A 17,134-nucleotide genomic window follows, 5' to 3' on the forward strand; every position below is an offset into this window, starting at 1 on the left:
TTATGGTAGCTACTCGGCAATCACACCAACACGATACACAGGGTGATTTTAATACACGACTTGATTTACTTAATTTAACGCAAGAAAAACGCGACCAGTTAAATAAAGCAAATACCCTTTGTGCAGAGCTTCAAAATCATCACCAGCAAAATATGGCCATGGAAATGGTTGAAATTTTAGTGGAGATGAACCTCGATTCAGACACGCTAGTAACGGCCTATATTACACCGTGTTTTTTAGCTAACCTCATTGAAATAGACACCATTAGTGAAGTAATGGGCAGTCATGTAGCTTCACTGCTAACGGGGGTTTCGCAAATGGCGACCATTAGCACTTTGGCGCATCAAGGAACTGGGACAGTACAAGTTGATAAAATACGGCGTATGTTATTGGCGATGGTTGAAGACGTACGTGCCGTTGTAATTAAGCTTGCTGAGCAGGTGTGCTATTTGCGCGAAGTTAAAAACGCCACTGAAGAAGAGCGTGTTATTGCCGCAAAAGCCACGGCTGATATTTTTGCGCCGCTAGCGAACAGGTTAGGAATAGGTCAACTTAAGTGGGAGCTTGAAGATCTTTCATTTCGCTACCTACACCCAGATTTATACAAGAGCATTGCCAAGCAATTAGACGATAAGCGCCTTGGCCGTGAAGCGTATATGGCTGATATGGTCGAGCAGGTAAAAACAAAGCTAGAGCAAGTGGGTATCAAGGCTGAAGTGTATGGTCGGCCAAAACATATTTACAGCATCTACAAAAAAATGGCGCAAAAGAACTACGAGTTTGACCAGCTGTTTGATATTCGCGCAATGCGAATTGTTGTTGATGAATTACAAGATTGTTACGGTGCACTTGGTATTGTGCACACTAATTGGCGTCATCTTAATAAAGAGTTTGATGACTACGTAGCAACACCAAAACAAAATGGTTACCAGTCAATTCATACCGTGGTGTTTGGCCCTGAAGGTAAAACGGTTGAAATTCAAATTCGTACCCATGCCATGCATCAAGATGCTGAGCTAGGAGTTGCCGCTCACTGGATGTATAAAGAAGGTGCATTGCCTGGGCGTGGCTCTGGCTATGAGCAAAAAATTAGCTGGTTACGTAAATTATTGCAATGGCAAGAAGAAGTCGTTGATGGCAGTGACCTAGCGGATGAGCTAAAAAATCAAGTGGTCGAAGATCGCGTGTATATATTTACACCGCGTGGCGATATTTTTGATTTACCACTGGGCGCGACCCCTTTAGATTTTGCATATTACATTCATTCAAATGTGGGGCATCGTTGTATTGGTGCAAAAGTATTTGGCAAAATAGTGCCATTCACTCATCAATTACACACCGGTGATCAGGTTGAAATATTAACTCAAAAACAACCTAACCCCAGCCGAGACTGGTTAAACCCATCGTTAGGTTATATTAAATCATCGCGTGCAAGAGCAAAAATACACCATTGGTTTAAGCAGCTCGATCGCGATAAAAACCTCAGTGCAGGTAAAGAAATTCTCGATAATGAATTGCAAAAGCTTGATTTAAACTACAAACATCTTGAACCGGCAATTAAGCGCTTTAATTTTAAAGAGTTAGATGACTTAATGGTCGCGATTGGCGCAGGCGATGTGCGTTTAAATCAATTACTTAATTTTATAACCGACAGAACCGATGATGAACCCGTTATTCGGTTTAAAACGCCTAGCAAAGTTAGCGGTGACAAAAATGGGATCGTGGTTGACGGTGTCGGCAGCTTAATGAGTCATATGGCCAAATGTTGCCGCCCAGTTCCTGGTGATCAAATTATTGGTTATATAACACAAGGGCGTGGCATTGGTGTTCATCGTGATGACTGTGATTCGTTCACCAATTTAAAAACACAGCATCCAGAGCGCGTCATAGCTGTAAGTTGGTCAGATGAAATTCATGGCTCTTACGCATTAGCAATTAAGATAGAAGCCAGCGATAGAGCAGGGCTTATTCGTGATATTAGCTCTGTGTTAGCGAATGAAAAAGTTAACGTGTTGAGTATGAACATGGAAATGGTCGATGCGCGTCAACTAGCGCTCTTTACCATGCAAGTTGAAGTGCATGATCTGTCCAGTACTAACAGGCTTTTATCAAAGTTAGATCAAATCGAAGGTGTGCATGAAACCAAGCGCAGTCACTAATATCACAACTAGGAAATTAAATGAACCAAACAACTAATACCTCAACAAATGCTTTAACTGAGCTATTAGCTATTATGGCCAAATTACGTGATCCTAAAACAGGCTGCCCGTGGGATATAAAGCAAGACTTTAAATCAATTGTGCCACATACCTTGGAAGAAGCATACGAAGTGGCTGATTGCATCGAAAAAGGTGATTTAGGTGAGCTTAAAAATGAACTCGGCGATTTACTTTTCCAAGTGGTTTTTTATGCGCAATTAGCACAAGAGCAAGGTCTGTTTGATTTTAGTGATGTAATGGCTGGATTAAATGACAAGTTGGTTCGTCGTCATCCTCATGTATTTACCAAGCAACAAGCATTAACCGATGAACAACTCAGTGAGCAGTGGCAAGCAATTAAAGCCCAAGATCGCGCCATAAAAACAACCCCACAAAGCGCATCAATTTGGCAAGATATTCCGGCAAATTTACCGAGTTTAAGCAAAGCCAAAAAGATTCAAGAGCGTGTTTCAGGGTTAGGCTTCGATTGGCCAAATTATCATGGTGCGTTAGATAAGGTAATCGAAGAAGTGGATGAAGTAAAAGAAGCATTAGCGGTTGATCCACTTTCTGCGCACAGTGCTGAAGAAGTTGGCGACTTACTTTTTGCCACCGTCAATGTTGCGCGGCATATCAAGCGTGATCCCGAGCAATTGTTACGCAGCGCGAATGATAAATTTTCAGCGCGATTTGAAAAAGTGCAAACTTATTTGCACCAACGTGGGCAGTCGCTTGATACAGCAAGCCTTGTTGAAATGGACGCCGCGTGGGATGCAATAAAAAAGCAGAAGTAAATAATACGAAACTCCGAGTGCGTTTTTTGTGCAGGGAAATACTAACTTTCACTGGATTGATGGCAGTGCCTTTGCTATAATTTCGCCCCGTCTTGATCATATTCCAAAATCACTTGTTTGGGTATTATATTCCTTTTAATTCCTGATATTCTAGGGTTCGCATGAGTACAAAATTTATCTTCGTTACTGGCGGAGTTGTTTCTTCGTTGGGTAAAGGTATTGCAGCAGCATCGTTGGCAGCTATTTTAGAAGCCCGTGGTTTAAATGTAACCATTTTAAAGCTGGATCCTTACATCAACGTTGACCCAGGCACAATGAGCCCAATTCAACATGGTGAAGTATTTGTCACCGAAGACGGTGCTGAAACTGACCTTGATTTAGGTCACTATGAGCGTTTTATCCGTACCAAAATGACAAGCCGTAACAACTTCACACAAGGCCGTGTATATGAAGATGTACTACGTCGTGAACGTCGTGGCGAGTACCTTGGTGCAACAATTCAGGTTATTCCACATATAACTAACGACATTAAGCAACGTGTATATGACGGTGCTGTAGGCCATGATGTGGCTATCGTTGAAATTGGTGGAACCGTAGGTGATATTGAATCACAACCATTTTTAGAAGCAATTCGTCAGCTTGGCACAGAGATTGGCCGTGAGCGCGCATTGTTTATTCACTTAACGTTAGTGCCATTCTTAGGCCCTGCGGGAGAAGTGAAAACAAAACCTACACAGCACTCAGTTAAAGAGTTACGCTCAATTGGTATTCAACCAGATATTCTTATCTGTCGTTCAGATCGTAAATTACCAAACAATGAACGTGCAAAGATTGCTCTTTTCACTAACGTTGAAGAAAAAGCGGTTATTTCATTACCAGATGTAGACAGCATTTATAAAATTCCTGCGCTATTAAAGTCGCAAGAGCTTGATAACTTTGTATGTCGTCGCTTCCACCTTGATTGCCCTGAAGCTGATTTAGTTGAATGGGAACAAGTGTTATACCAAGAGTCTAACCCAACAGGTGAAGTGACTATTGGCATGGTTGGTAAATATATTGAACTCCCTGATGCATACAAATCAGTTAACGAAGCACTTAAACATGCTGGCCTTAAAAACCGCTTAACTGTAAATATTCAATACGTTGATTCACAAGATGTTGAAAGCAAAGGAACAGAGTTACTTGCTAACCTTGATGCAATCTTAGTCCCTGGTGGCTTTGGTAGTCGTGGTGTTGAAGGTAAAATTTTAGCGGCAAAATATGCCCGTGAAAATAAAGTACCTTACCTTGGTATCTGTTTAGGTATGCAAGTTGCGCTTATCGAGTACGCACGTAATGTAGCAGGCCTTGAAGACGCAAACTCAACAGAGTTTAATGCTAATTCAGCAAGCCCTGTTGTAGGTTTAATCACTGAGTGGTTAGATGCAGAAGGTAACGTTGAAACACGTAGCGAAAAATCTGATTTAGGTGGCACTATGCGTTTAGGCGCACAAAAATGTCATTTAACACCTGGCTCTAAAGTACATGAAGTATATGGCAGTGATGAAATTGTAGAACGTCATCGTCACCGTTATGAAGTTAACAACAACTTTGTTGAAAAACTTGAGCAAGCAGGTTTGAGCTTTACTGGCTTATCAGAAGATAAGAAATTAGTAGAGATCATCGAAAATAAAGATCACCCGTGGTTTATTGCAGCTCAATTCCATCCGGAATTTACTTCAACACCTCGCGATGGTCATCCGCTATTTGAAGGGTTTGTGGCCGCAGCACACGCCTATCAAAAAGCGTCGTCGTAATAATTATTAAGCCGTGCTAGTTGCACGGCTTTTTTGTTTTAAAACCGACTGCGTTAAGGAAAATTAATAAAGTCGGAATATGCTCACCATTTTGGGAAAAGAGGAATCAAGATGTCAAATATCGTAAAAGTGATCGGTCGCGAAATTATGGATTCGCGTGGTAACCCAACTGTAGAAGCGGATGTACATCTAGCTGACGGTTCATGGGGTCGCGCAGCTGCACCATCAGGTGCATCAACAGGTACACGCGAAGCATTGGAATTACGTGATGGTGATAAAGCACGTTATTTAGGTAAAGGCGTATTAAAGGCTGTTGGTTTTATTAATAATGAAATCGCAGGCGCATTAGCAGGGCAAAACGCATTAGAGCAAAGCACTGTTGACCAAGTAATGCTAGATTTAGATGGCACTGAAAATAAAGAAAAATTAGGTGCCAATGCAATCTTAGCTGTGTCATTAGCAACTGCAAAAGCGGCTGCACAATCTAAAAAAGTAGAGCTTTATGAGCACATTGCTGATCTAAACGGCACGCCTGGTGTGTACTCTATGCCATTACCAATGATGAATATCATCAACGGTGGTGAGCACGCTGATAACTCGGTAGATATTCAAGAGTTCATGGTTCAACCTGTTGGCGCTACTAACTTCCGCGAAGCACTACGTATGGGCGCTGAAATATTCCATAGCCTTGCAAAAGTACTTAAAGCTGATGGTCACTCTACAGCTGTGGGTGATGAAGGTGGTTTTGCACCTAACCTTGCTTCAAACGAAGCTGCACTTGCGGCAATTAAAGTTGCAGTTGCAAATGCAGGTTATGAGTTAGGTAAAGACGTAACACTTGCGCTAGATTGTGCTGCATCTGAGTTTTATGACAAAGAAGCAAACATTTACGACCTTAAAGGTGAAGGTAAAAAATTCACGTCTGAAGAATTTAACTTCTTCCTAAAAGACCTTACAGAGCAATATCCAATCGTATCCATTGAAGATGGTCTTGATGAATCTGATTGGGACGGCTTTGCGCATCAAACTAAACTAATGGGTGATAAAATCCAATTAGTGGGCGACGATTTATTTGTTACAAACACGAAAATCTTAAAGCGTGGTATTGATAACGGTATTGCTAACTCAATCTTAATCAAATTTAACCAAATTGGTTCACTAACTGAAACGTTAGCGGCAATCAAAATGGCTAAAGATGCTGGTTTTACAGTTGTTATATCACACCGCTCTGGTGAAACAGAAGATTCTACAATTGCAGATCTAGCTGTTGGTACTGCTGCAGGCCAAATTAAAACGGGTTCATTAAGCCGTTCTGATCGTGTTGCTAAGTACAACCAACTTCTTCGTATTGAAGAGCAGTTAGGCGCTAAAGCACCGTACAACGGTCTTAAAGAGGTTAAAGGTCAGTAATTCTTTTATTAGAATCTGGTTTTTACTCTTAGAAAATCCTCGCTTCGGTGAGGATTTTTTTGTTAAACCTTAATTTTCGCAGCATAAAGCCCCATCGATATGAATTATTCTGACACCCGTAGGAACCGGCTTTAGCCGTGATTATTAACCGAGTTTTAAATAGAAAAATTATTAAACATGCGTAGAAGGCGCAAGTTTACCTCGCGCATTATTTAAAGGTATTTTAAAGCTGAAACTGCTGTTTTAAAATCTCACCGGTAAAGCTGGTTTTCAAGTAAAAACCACGAGGTAGGGTTTTTATAATTTGCCCATTTGGCCCGATGGCATCTGTAACAATGCGACTATTCGCCGCCTTAGGACGAATTTGCATTGCATCCCCTAAGTGCCCTGATATTTCATCAATGCGTCCTAATGCGATGAGCTCCATTTGTTCTTCCCAATCGCGTTGTAGTTGCGCGTCTTGAATAGCACTTGGTTGCCATAAAAAGCCACTGCCGATGGTTCTATCAAATGGAGTTATTTCTCGCTCACCTAAAATGGGTAGCCATAGCACATGAGCCAGTTTTTTACGTACATTGCTTTGTTGCCACGTCATGCCTGTGACATTTAAAAGAGGGGTAACCGAAACAAAAGTGGTTTCAAGTGGCTTACCTTTAAATGAAATAGGTAATGTTTTGAGTTCTATTCCAAGATCCTCAAAATCAGGTACTGGTTTTGAGCCCGCAGTAGCCCCTAATACATACTCAATTAACTGCCCAGCCCAGCCTTTTTCGCGTAATAAGTCTTCGGGGGTTTTAAATTGATATTGTTGTGCTAACTGGCCTAACGTCATACCAGCAATATTATTAACACGTCGCATTAATTCATTGATTGAATGTGGCTTTATTACTCGCATAACCGCTTTATTCTATTGTATAAACTCATCGGTCATGATAGCAAAAGTGACTAACCGTGGATATCTTTGGTTTTGTGTGTTTTTTGTACTGTCGTGGTTTGGCGTGTTTTTGAACGTTTTTTATTGCGGGTTTTAAAGTTTAATATACTGAATTTTATAGCTTTTATACTAATTGCCTATAGGTGGCACGTTGTGTTCTGAATAGTTGCGGGGATAAATACAGAACTATAAACAATGTTATCCACAGAATCTGTGGAAAAGGCTGTATTTTAGATCGTTCATTGTGGACTTGTTTGCTAAATGAGCTGTATAAACTAAAGTTATGCACAAGCTGTGGGTAAGGTGCGTAAAAGGTGTATACCTCGCTTTCTCAAAATAGGAGGTTTGAGGTAACGGGTTGATTGTAGTCATAGTGTACCTACACCCAAGCCACCTCAAGATACAGTTTCAGTTGGAATTAAAAGTGATTTAGACAAGGCATTGATTGCAAATAATGGTTGCTCCCTTGTTAAAATCAATAACGCAGTATAAATCGCTTTTAAACCAACCCGTAAGACGTTTCACTGAAACTAACTCCCTATGTTGTTATTTTTTAAAAGAGAATACCCTTATTGTAAAGTAACACCTTGATACTCAGTCCCTATGGAATGCTCAATTCTACGTCTTGAAGTGACTTGGGTATAATAGTGTTTGCCGTATTGCAGCTAATGTGGAACAATCATTAAAAATCGACTTACAAATGAGGCACTAAGGTGATTGATGCCGAAGGTTTTCGTGCCAATGTCGGAATTGTAATTTGCAATAATCAAGGACAAGTCTTTTGGGCTCGACGTTATGGTCAACATTCTTGGCAATTTCCGCAAGGAGGTGTCGACAGTGGTGAAACGCCAGAGCAGACCATGTTCCGTGAATTACACGAAGAAGTCGGCTTGCGTCCGGAAGATGTAGAAATTGTCGCAAGTTCAAAACATTGGTTACGTTATAAATTACCCAAGCGTTTGATACGCCGCGACTCAAGTCCGGTGTGTATTGGGCAAAAACAAAAATGGTTCTTACTGAAACTTCGCTGTAAAGACGAAGATGTAGACTTACTTAAAACACATCACCCTGAGTTTGATGATTGGCGCTGGGTGAGTTATTGGTACCCAGTTAGGCAAGTGGTGTCTTTTAAACGGGATGTTTATAGGCGAGTAATGAAAGAGTTTGCTCCATTTGCAATGCCATTTAACAAGCGTGAACAAACCAAAGACACGTGGCGTCATAAAAGGTAAAAATATAAAGGAGCAGTATTATGCTGGCTACACTCAGAGCTATTGCCGAATCTGTCTCGCATCAAGCGAGTTTAGAGAGTGCATTAGCATGTTTTGTCGAAATGGTGAAAGATGCCATGAATACCCAGTGCTGCTCCATTTATTTTGCTGATTACAGTCAAGATAACTTTGTACTAATGGCTACTCGTGGGCTCAACCCCAAAGCTGTTGGTAAGTTTAGAATTGGCTTCACAGAAGGTTTAGTTGGCCTAGTTGCGCAACGTGAAGAGCCTATTAATATTGCATTTGCTAAATCGCATCCTCGCTTTAAGCTCTCCCCAGAAGTAAACGAAGAAGGTTATAACGCATTTTTATCAGTGCCTGTTGTACACCAAAAAAAAGTGTTGGGCGTTATAGTGGTGCAGCAAAAAAGTGCGCGGTTATTTAGCCAAGATGAAGAATCGTTTTTAATTACTTTATCAGCTCAGCTAGCATCACAATTAGCGCATGCTGAAATTAAAGAAGTACTGCGACAAGATGAATTTTCTCACCAAACGTCGGTATTGAAAGGGGTCTCAGGCGCACCTGGGATTGCTATAGGGCATGCATTTGTTACTTTACCAAAGCTAGACTTTAAATCGATAGAAGTAAAAAAAGACGATAACAGCACAGAGCAACGTCGTTTATTTACCCAAGCGGTTGCGGCAACACGAAAAGAGTTTAATACGCTATCAATGACTTTAAGTGATTCAATTCCTAAAGAAGCACTGGCGGTATTTGATGTTTACCAGCAGTTACTTGATGCAAAAAGCTTAGGGCAAAATGTTGAAGCACAACTGCAAGAAGGTTGGTGTGCTAAAAGTGCGTTAAAAATCGTAATAGAACGACTAATAGCTCAATTTAATGCCATGCAAGACCCTTATATAAAAGAGCGAGCAGTTGACGTTAAAGATATTGGTTTACGGGTTTTACATCATTTAGTTAATACTGAGCATGCAGTAAAAAATTACCCTAAAAATACGGTGTTGATCGCAAACACACTTACGCCAGCAATGCTTGCTGAAGTTCCTAAAGGGCATTTAGCTGGGGTTGTCAGTGTTAATGGCGCAGCCAATAGCCATGCGTCAATTTTAACACGCGCAATGGGGATCCCAGCAATTTGGGGGATTGAAGATTTACCGCTGTTGCAGTTTGACGGCAAGTTGATGATTCTAGATGCTTACGCTGGGCGTTTATATATTTCTCCTTCGCAAATGCTGCAAGATGAATATCGCCAATTAAAGCACCAAGAAAATTTATTAAATGATAAGTTTGTAGCGGAACAAGAATGTGACGCGATCACTTTAGACGGCGAGCACATCAGTCTATTGCTTAATGCAGGGCTTGATCTTAATACCGAAAAAGCAAATACCAAAGTATGTGATGGTGTCGGGTTATATCGAACCGAGGCATGGTTTATGCAAAAAGGCCAGTTTCCATCACAAACGGAACAAGAAAACTGGTATAGAGAAGTGCTCGCCAGTTATCACCCTGAGCCAGTGGTCATGCGTACGCTTGATATAGGCGGTGACAAAGTACTCGATTACTTTGATATCATAGAAGAAAACCCATTTTTAGGCTGGCGGGGAATACGCGTAACGCTCGATCACCCAGAGCTATTTTTAGATCAACTCAAAGCGATGATCAAAGCCAATATAGGCTTAGGTAATTTAAAGATCATGCTGCCAATGATAAGCGGTATTGAAGAGGTAGATGAGTCTTTTGCATTGCTTGAGCAAGCTTACTTTGAGCTGGAAGAGCAGTTTCCAGAACACGTTATTGAACGCCCAGAAATAGGCCTAATGCTAGAAGTTCCCTCCAGTGTTTTTATGTTGCCCGAGTGGTCTAAAAAAGTAGATTTTTGTTCAGTAGGCAGTAATGATTTAACGCAATATTTACTCGCAGTCGATCGTTCTAATGCACGTGTGGCAGAGCTATTTAATCCTTATCACCCCGCCGTTTTAAGAGTGCTACAAAAAGTGGCGACAGAATGCCAACAATACGAACTCCCATTTAGTTTGTGTGGTGAATTAGGTGGTGAACCTGAGGGGGCAATCCTACTGATTGCAATGGGTTATCGTCGTTTAAGTATGAATAGCTCCTCATTGAGTAAAGTGAAGTGGGTTTTAAGGCGTTTAAAGGTAAGTGATATGGAAATATTACTTGCTGAATGTTTAGCGCAGTCAACAGCTAAACAGGTACTAAGGCTAACACGCAGCTTTATGATTGAGCATAATCTGGGGGAATTGTTTTATACCCCTAAAAACCGCTAATATCCCGTGTCATTTTTTGCTGTGAACATGCAATATAATCTATTAGTATATGTATATAACAAATTTATATTTAAGAGTGTACTATGCAGGATTTAGCCATACTGATTATCAGCTGTGCAATATTAGGTAGCATTGTAGGGTTTTTAGCTGGGTTGCTCGGAATTGGTGGCGGGTTAATCATTGTGCCTGTTTTAAGCCTTTTACTTGTTAAATTTAATGTGGCATCGGTTGATCATGTGTTAGTAATCGCAATCGCGACATCCTTAGCCTCTATTTTATTTACTTCGACATCTTCCGCATTAGCGCATCATAAAAATAATAATGTTCCGTGGAATATTGCACCTTGGGTTATGTCAGGTGTAGGGCTAGGCGCATTGATCAGTGGTTTTGCCGCAAGCTATATCCCAGAGCAACTACTGCGCTTAGTGTTTGCAACCAGCGTGGTATTTATAGCAGCGCGTATGGTGCTATCTACTCGTAGTAAAACACAGAGTGAAAAGCCCATGCCAAGCGGTCCTGTTATTGGCTCGTTAAGTGCTATAATGGGCGGACTATCAGGATTAATAGGGATTGGCGGAGGAGCACTTATTGTTCCGTTACTTAATTATTTTTCAGTTGATATTAAAAAAGCAATTGGCTGCGCCGCCGCGTGTGGTATCGTCATAGCCCTATTTGGCTCAGTTGGGTATGTGTCTGCTGGGTGGCAAGTAACCGATTTAGAACATGGTTTTGCAGGTTTTGTTTATTTACCCGCATTATTAGGTATAGTTATTACGTCGTGGTTTATGGCACCAATTGGTGCAAAAGCGACACATTATTTACCCGTTGCAACGATTAAAAAAGCGTTCGCAGTATTATTAGTCATCATCGCACTTCAAATGGTTTTTAGTTAAGGTTTAATTTTTATGGCTCTTGAGTTTCCACAAATCGATCCGATCATTTTCACAGTCGGCCCGTTAAGCGTACGTTGGTACGGTTTAATGTATTTAATAGGTTTTGCTTTTGCAATGTGGTGGGCAAATCGCCAAGCTGCAAAACCAAACTCAGGTTGGACAAAAGAGGAGGTCGGCGACCTACTTTTTTATGGCATGTTAGGGGTTATTCTTGGTGGTCGGATCGGGTATGTACTGTTTTACCAGTTTAGTTACTTTTTAGAAAACCCACTGTATTTATTTAGAATAGATCAGGGTGGCATGTCTTTTCATGGCGGTACATTAGGTGTGATCACCGCGATTTGTATTTTTGCTTGGAGCCGTAAAAAGCAGTTGCTAGAAGTGGGTGACTTTGTAGCGCCTTTAGTGCCTGTAGGCTTATTAGCTGGGCGCATAGGTAACTTTATTAATGGCGAACTCTGGGGACGTACAACCGATGTGCCATGGGCCATGGTGTTCCCAACGGGCGGGCCGCTTGCTCGTCATCCATCGCAGCTTTATGAAGCATTTTTTGAAGGCTTAGTACTATTTATTATTCTTTACCTATTTACTAAAAAGTCGCGCCCTGCGGGCAGTGTAGGAGGCTTATTTTTATTAGGTTACGGCGTATTCCGCTTTGGTATTGAATACTTTAGAGAGCCTGATGCGCACTTAGGTTTATTTGGTGGGTTTATCTCAATGGGGCAAATATTGTCATTGCCAATGGTCATCGGTGGCCTAGGTTTGATAATATGGGCGTATAAAAAGCCACAGCCAACTGTTGCTAGCAAAGCTTAGGGTCTTTGTGGATTAAAATTTGTTCAAGCTCGGGGCGGTTTAATCGCGACGCGAGGTTTGGAATCGAGTGAGCTAAGTTAAAACCGAGCAAAGCTTGTGCGTCCTGCCCACGCCCCTTACCTACATCTATGTAGGCAACAAAGAGTAAATCGGCCCGAGGCAGAACCCAAAGGGCAGCGCCTGTTTGCATTGATGCTGCGTTATTACCTATTTATGGGGAATAACCACACGACATAGACGCTGCCTTGCTTAAATACCAAACAGGCTGCTGAAAATTCAACCTTGAAAGGTCAACAGACCCTAATAAAAGAAGCGAAGAATGAAACAATATTTAGAGTTATGTCAGCGTATTGTTGACGAAGGTGTGTGGGTTGAAAATAAGCGCACAGGTACACGCTGTTTAACTGTGATTAATGCTGAACTTGAATACGACGTTGCGAATAATAAATTTCCAATGATCACAACGCGTAAAAGCTACTATAAAGCAGCAATAGCAGAGCTTTTAGGTTATTTACGTGGATATAGCAGTGCCGCTCAGTTTCGTGATATTGGGTGTATGACATGGGATGCCAATGCCAATGACAACCAAGCATGGCTAAACAATCCAAATCGCAAAGGTGATGACGACATGGGCCGCGTTTATGGCGTACAGGCCCGTGATTGGAAACGCCCTGACGGTACGCCACTAGATCAGCTTAAAAAAGTGATTGATAACCTTAAAAATGGCATTGATGATAGAGGTGAGATCGTTACCTTTTTCAACCCTGGTGAGTTTGATTTAGGCTGCCTTCGCCCATGTATGCACACGCATACATTCTCGTTGCTGGGTGATACCTTGTATTTAACCTCGTATCAGCGTAGCTGCGATGTACCACTTGGCCTAAACTTTAATCAAATACAATGTTTTGTATTACTCGCTTTAGTTGCACAAATTACTGGCCACAAAGCAGGTAAGGCCTATCATAAAATTGTTAATGCACACATTTATGAAAATCAACTCGAGTTGATGCGTGATGTGCAGCTTAAACGTGAACCGTTTGAATCACCCACATTAACTATTAACCCTGATATTAAATCACTTGAAGACATAGAAACATGGGTTACCCGTGATGACTTTGAAGTGCATGGCTACCAATGCCATGACGCAATTAAATACCCGTTTTCGGTTTAAACGACAAGCGAGTAGTTATTTATAAAAAGTGTCATTGGCACTTTTTATAAATCATCAGTTACATTATAAGCATCCTTTCCTTAACTAAAAATAACCTAATACCAATCGTGTTAAGTTACTGGCCATTTATAACGCAGTTCGCGCTTGATTTAACTCGCTAGAATGGTTAAATATTTAAATCGATTGGTATAAATTATAAGTAATAAGCCTATTGTCGGTTTGAGAGTATAAAGCACTTTTGTATTCTTAAATTAATGTGATAAAAATTTGCTAAGTCATTGTTTTTATTGGGTATTACTCATGTTAACGAGCTGAGTAGTGTAACAGCGGTGTTTAAAATTCATTATCAAGCGCTAAATTGAGTTACTAACTTAATCATATTTCTGGCTGACTATGCCAACTTCCCTCTATTGTTACGTTTTAAGCTTGTTTTTGCTGATAAATGGATGCGTCATAGCAACTTTATTATTATGTTCTTTTTTATCTGATAGTGATAATTGCTGTTTTTGCACCTCATGTATGGTTATTAACATTTCACTAATGTAAATTAGTGAAAAGGTATTGAAATACCTGTAATTAAAATTTTTAGCTGTTAAAAGGAGTAAACGCTTAGCAAAAAACCATGCAATTGAATGTCATGGAAATTGTATGTTCAACATACAGGAACTTTTATGCACAATACAACTCGTTGCTTTTCTTTTATCGGCCTTTTATGGGTTGGTTTATCAATATCAAGCTGTCATTACCAGCCAAAAAAAAACACTGATAATGCTCAACCAAAAATAAGTGCACCAACGAAGGTAACTCCAAAATTTAGTCGCAGTTATGCACCTTTTACTGAAATGAGTAATTTATCTTATTTATATATTCCAATAGATAGCGCTGAATATATACATAAAAATAAGGTCTTGGATGCTTTAATAGGGCCAGCGGCCTTAATGCTAGAAAAAAAAGAGCTTTTTGTACAAAAGCCAATCCAATGGCGATTTTCACTGCAAATCGCATCGGTTAATAAAAAATCTAACTTAATGACCACTTTAGCGTCGTTAAAAAGTAAAGCGCCAAACTTGTTTCAAGGCAGTGTAATTGCCAATGTTGAAACCGCGCTGGTTAAAAATACGAATGTCTATAGGCTTAAGTTTGGAGCCTACAAATACTATAAAAATGCACTCGCGGATTGCCAAACTTTTAAGCACTATCAAGTTGATTGCCTAGTTAGTAACTATACAAATAAACCCTTTGATTATCAGAGTAAATAATAAACGGTCTAGCCTTTATATAAATAGGCATAATAATTGCTTTGTATTTGTTATGTTTATAGAGGATGGCAATTATGCGCCTTTTATTATGTTTTTTATTGCTGAGCTTAACGGCCTGCAGCTTAACGCCAGAGAAGCCGCCAGCTCGTAGTACAGTAGCACCCAAGTCAGCAATGGCGCCGTTTACTGTTCATCAATATGTTGGTGATTTGAGCGCACAGCTAAGCCATATCAAAGGGCCTTTTAAAAGCTCTGCACGTATAGCGGTGACTAGCTTTTACTTTGCTGATGGGCTTGATTCAGAGCTTGCGCAAGGGCAGGGGGATGGCCTTAGCCAGCAAATACAAGAAAGCCTACTAACGCAATTTACGCAACTAGGCTACAACATCATTGAGTATCGCCTTGAGAATAACCTTAACTTATCGCCCATAGCAGATGGTATGTTAAGTCGCGATATAACCAAACTACGTAAACGTCAGAATATTGACTTTGTGATCACCGGCACGCTAACACGGCAACAACATGCCTATATTGTTAATGCCCGCATGGTCAATACACATGACAGCGCCGTTGTATCAGCAGCAAGTACCGAGATCCCTATTAACGTAATGTGGGGAGATGAAAAAATTCAGCAGCGCGATGGGTTTATCTATCGCAGCGAATACTAATTAGGAGCCCATCATGAAACGCTTAATATTAACTTTATGCTTGCCGCTGGGTTTTGGTTGTTCGCACATAATGAATGACAACGACACCACTGCAAAAAAAGGCCCCCCTCAATTAGCTAATCAAGAGCGCGGCGTTGCAGCGCCCGGCGATAGCAATGCCTTGTATCAAAACACAGCCGTTATGAACGACAACAGCCATATCAATGTACCAACACGTAAGAACATTAATCATTACGTGCGCGGTATAATGCAAGACATGGCTGAAAACCTACAATACGTGAACACCAAAACACCGTTGGCAGTATCCAGCTTTATATTTTTAGATGACGATTACAACGACGGCACATTACTAGGCAATCAGATTGCCGAAAGCTTTATGCACGAACTGCATAACTTTGGCGTGCCAGTTATTGACTTTAAAACCACCGACTATATGCGTGTTACTCCCAATGGCGACTTTGTATTTAGCCGTGATTACTTAGAGCTAAGCCAAGATCAAAACTTTAATTATGTATTAGCTGGCACCATGGTAAATCACCAAGGTGGAGTATTAATTAATGCGCGGATTATTGGTTTAACAAGCAAAGCAGTTGTAGGCTCAGCCCAAGGATTTATTCCGCAATCAGTCGTGGACGCACTCGATAGTAGCTACCGCACAGATGGTGTCATGCTAAAACAAGTGAATAAGTGAGGTTATAATGACAACACTCATCAAGCGTATAGCGTTTATTAGCTCAAGTGTAGCAATACTATTACTTGCAGGTTGTAACCTGTTTGACGGCTCAGCCAAAGCGCAGCCGACACAAAACGACCACTTAGATCAAAGGATCAGTCAAGCAGAGGAGAAAGAGGGCAAAGCGTACCAAGACTCAACGCAATTCACACCTCTTAAACACCATAAAACCTTGGTGAACTATGTAGAACAAATAGCCCTTGATTTGGTTGATACCATGCTCACTGATGAAGATATTTCAATCGGGGTCGCGTCGTTTGTAGATTTAGATGCACATTTAAACAACAGCAGCCAATTAGGCAACCAGTTGTCAGAGAGCTTTATTCACCAATTACAAAAATTTGGTTACGGTGTGGTGGACTTTAAAACCACTGACCATGTTTTAGTAAACAAACGTGGCGATTTTGTTTTTTCACGCGATATTGAAAAGCTAGCCCGCAGACACCTTGCCAGCCATGTACTGTCAGGAACATTAATCTACCGTGGTAACGGCGTTGAAGTAAACACCCGCATAATCGACGTAAACAGCAAGCGCGTGGTTGCCAGCAGCCAAAAAATTCTACCTTATTTTGTATTAAATAACGCAGATATAAACCTGCAACGAGCAAGCGTTAACTAACTTAATTAAAGAATCAATTTAACTGCTTGATTGTAAATGGGATAAACCGTTATAATTTCTTATCAGCTATCAGCTATCAGCTATCAGCTATCAGCTATCAGCTATCAGCTATCAGCTATCAGCTATCAGCTATCAGCTATCAGCTATCAGCTATCAGCTATCAGCTATCAGCTATCAGCTATCAGCTATCAGCTATCAGCTATCAGCTATCAGCAGCGCAAAGCTAGAATGTGGCCTCTTAGTTAAATGGATATAACGGCCCCCTCCTAAGGGGCAGTTGCAGGTTCGATTCCTGCAGGGGCTACCAATTAAATCAATGG

15 protein-coding genes and 1 tRNA gene are annotated in these 17,134 nt (G+C 40.8%); 15 read left to right on the forward strand and 1 reads right to left on the reverse strand.

Features of this window, described 5'->3' with window-relative positions; genetic code table 11:
- Positions 1 to 2: 2 nt before the first annotated feature.
- The 4 genes from relA (at position 3) to eno (ending at position 6,198) form a co-directional block, all read left to right on the forward strand.
- On the forward strand, positions 3 to 2,159 hold the full coding sequence (relA, locus tag ADS77_RS07990; protein ID WP_054203398.1) for a GTP diphosphokinase: 2,157 nt from the start codon (positions 3 to 5) through the stop codon (positions 2,157 to 2,159).
- A 20-nt stretch (positions 2,160 to 2,179) separates the two neighbouring features.
- Complete coding sequence (gene mazG, locus ADS77_RS07995) at positions 2,180 to 2,992, forward strand: nucleoside triphosphate pyrophosphohydrolase (protein ID WP_054453822.1); 813 nt, start codon at positions 2,180 to 2,182, stop codon at positions 2,990 to 2,992.
- A 161-nt stretch (positions 2,993 to 3,153) separates the two neighbouring features.
- Entirely contained in the window at positions 3,154 to 4,788 is a 1,635-nt protein-coding gene (locus ADS77_RS08000) for a CTP synthase (RefSeq protein ID WP_054203396.1), read from the forward strand.
- Between the two features lie 111 nt (positions 4,789 to 4,899).
- On the forward strand, positions 4,900 to 6,198 hold the full coding sequence (gene eno, locus ADS77_RS08005; RefSeq protein ID WP_054453824.1) for a phosphopyruvate hydratase: 1,299 nt from the start codon (positions 4,900 to 4,902) through the stop codon (positions 6,196 to 6,198).
- A gap of 223 nt (positions 6,199 to 6,421) precedes the next feature.
- Here the strand turns inward: eno and mutH are convergent, their stop codons facing one another.
- On the reverse strand, positions 6,422 to 7,093 hold the full coding sequence (gene mutH / locus ADS77_RS08010) for a DNA mismatch repair endonuclease MutH (protein WP_054453826.1): 672 nt from the start codon (positions 7,091 to 7,093) through the stop codon (positions 6,422 to 6,424).
- Positions 7,094 to 7,845: 752 nt separating this feature from the next.
- Here mutH and rppH point away from each other — a divergent pair.
- From rppH to ADS77_RS08065, 11 genes are all read left to right on the forward strand, one after another.
- Positions 7,846 to 8,364, forward strand: a complete 519-nt coding sequence (gene rppH, locus ADS77_RS08015; protein WP_054203393.1) for an RNA pyrophosphohydrolase — start codon at positions 7,846 to 7,848, stop codon at positions 8,362 to 8,364.
- A 20-nt stretch (positions 8,365 to 8,384) separates the two neighbouring features.
- Positions 8,385 to 10,655, forward strand: a complete 2,271-nt coding sequence (gene ptsP / locus ADS77_RS08020; protein WP_054453828.1) for a phosphoenolpyruvate--protein phosphotransferase — start codon at positions 8,385 to 8,387, stop codon at positions 10,653 to 10,655.
- A gap of 83 nt (positions 10,656 to 10,738) precedes the next feature.
- Positions 10,739 to 11,548: a sulfite exporter TauE/SafE family protein gene (locus ADS77_RS08025; protein WP_054453831.1), complete on the forward strand. Its 810-nt coding sequence runs from the start codon at positions 10,739 to 10,741 to the stop codon at positions 11,546 to 11,548.
- A 12-nt stretch (positions 11,549 to 11,560) separates the two neighbouring features.
- Positions 11,561 to 12,364: a prolipoprotein diacylglyceryl transferase gene (gene lgt, locus ADS77_RS08030; RefSeq protein ID WP_054203390.1), complete on the forward strand. Its 804-nt coding sequence runs from the start codon at positions 11,561 to 11,563 to the stop codon at positions 12,362 to 12,364.
- Between the two features lie 319 nt (positions 12,365 to 12,683).
- Positions 12,684 to 13,535: a thymidylate synthase gene (locus tag ADS77_RS08035; protein WP_054203389.1), complete on the forward strand. Its 852-nt coding sequence runs from the start codon at positions 12,684 to 12,686 to the stop codon at positions 13,533 to 13,535.
- Positions 13,536 to 14,206: 671 nt separating this feature from the next.
- A complete protein-coding gene (locus ADS77_RS08040; protein WP_054453833.1) occupies positions 14,207 to 14,794 on the forward strand; it encodes an SPOR domain-containing protein in 588 nt (195 codons plus the stop codon).
- 74 nt (positions 14,795 to 14,868) lie between these two features.
- On the forward strand, positions 14,869 to 15,462 hold the full coding sequence (locus ADS77_RS08045) for a FlgO family outer membrane protein (RefSeq protein ID WP_054203387.1): 594 nt from the start codon (positions 14,869 to 14,871) through the stop codon (positions 15,460 to 15,462).
- A 13-nt stretch (positions 15,463 to 15,475) separates the two neighbouring features.
- Positions 15,476 to 16,153: a FlgO family outer membrane protein gene (locus tag ADS77_RS08050; RefSeq protein WP_054453835.1), complete on the forward strand. Its 678-nt coding sequence runs from the start codon at positions 15,476 to 15,478 to the stop codon at positions 16,151 to 16,153.
- Between the two features lie 7 nt (positions 16,154 to 16,160).
- The gene (locus ADS77_RS08055; protein ID WP_054453837.1) at positions 16,161 to 16,814 is read left to right on the forward strand and encodes a FlgO family outer membrane protein; all 654 of its coding nucleotides are present in this window, start codon (positions 16,161 to 16,163) and stop codon (positions 16,812 to 16,814) included.
- Positions 16,815 to 16,840: 26 nt separating this feature from the next.
- The gene (locus ADS77_RS08060; protein ID WP_200909643.1) at positions 16,841 to 17,041 is read left to right on the forward strand and encodes a hypothetical protein; all 201 of its coding nucleotides are present in this window, start codon (positions 16,841 to 16,843) and stop codon (positions 17,039 to 17,041) included.
- 5 nt (positions 17,042 to 17,046) lie between these two features.
- Positions 17,047 to 17,121, forward strand: a tRNA-Arg gene (locus ADS77_RS08065).
- Positions 17,122 to 17,134 lie beyond the last annotated feature (13 nt).

The organism is Pseudoalteromonas porphyrae (assembly GCF_001298125.1).
GTDB lineage: Bacteria > Pseudomonadota > Gammaproteobacteria > Enterobacterales > Alteromonadaceae > Pseudoalteromonas > Pseudoalteromonas neustonica.

What these genes read in the sequence shown, in the direction of transcription:
- ADS77_RS08045 (WP_054203387.1), top strand. Translation starts at nt 14,869, where the DNA reads ATGCGCCTTTTATTATGTTTTTTATTGCTGAGCTTAACGGCCTGCAGC.
- ADS77_RS08040 (WP_054453833.1), top strand. Translation starts at nt 14,207, where the DNA reads ATGCACAATACAACTCGTTGCTTTTCTTTTATCGGCCTTTTATGGGTT.
- ptsP (WP_054453828.1), top strand. Translation starts at nt 8,385, where the DNA reads ATGCTGGCTACACTCAGAGCTATTGCCGAATCTGTCTCGCATCAAGCG.
- ADS77_RS08050 (WP_054453835.1), top strand. Translation starts at nt 15,476, where the DNA reads ATGAAACGCTTAATATTAACTTTATGCTTGCCGCTGGGTTTTGGTTGT.
- eno (WP_054453824.1), top strand. Translation starts at nt 4,900, where the DNA reads ATGTCAAATATCGTAAAAGTGATCGGTCGCGAAATTATGGATTCGCGT.
- ADS77_RS08000 (WP_054203396.1), top strand. Translation starts at nt 3,154, where the DNA reads ATGAGTACAAAATTTATCTTCGTTACTGGCGGAGTTGTTTCTTCGTTG.
- ADS77_RS08025 (WP_054453831.1), top strand. Translation starts at nt 10,739, where the DNA reads ATGCAGGATTTAGCCATACTGATTATCAGCTGTGCAATATTAGGTAGC.
- ADS77_RS08055 (WP_054453837.1), top strand. Translation starts at nt 16,161, where the DNA reads ATGACAACACTCATCAAGCGTATAGCGTTTATTAGCTCAAGTGTAGCA.
- mazG (WP_054453822.1), top strand. Translation starts at nt 2,180, where the DNA reads ATGAACCAAACAACTAATACCTCAACAAATGCTTTAACTGAGCTATTA.
- ADS77_RS08035 (WP_054203389.1), top strand. Translation starts at nt 12,684, where the DNA reads ATGAAACAATATTTAGAGTTATGTCAGCGTATTGTTGACGAAGGTGTG.
- relA (WP_054203398.1), top strand. Translation starts at nt 3, where the DNA reads ATGGTAGCTACTCGGCAATCACACCAACACGATACACAGGGTGATTTT.
- lgt (WP_054203390.1), top strand. Translation starts at nt 11,561, where the DNA reads ATGGCTCTTGAGTTTCCACAAATCGATCCGATCATTTTCACAGTCGGC.
- mutH (WP_054453826.1), bottom strand. Translation starts at nt 7,093, where the DNA reads ATGCGAGTAATAAAGCCACATTCAATCAATGAATTAATGCGACGTGTT.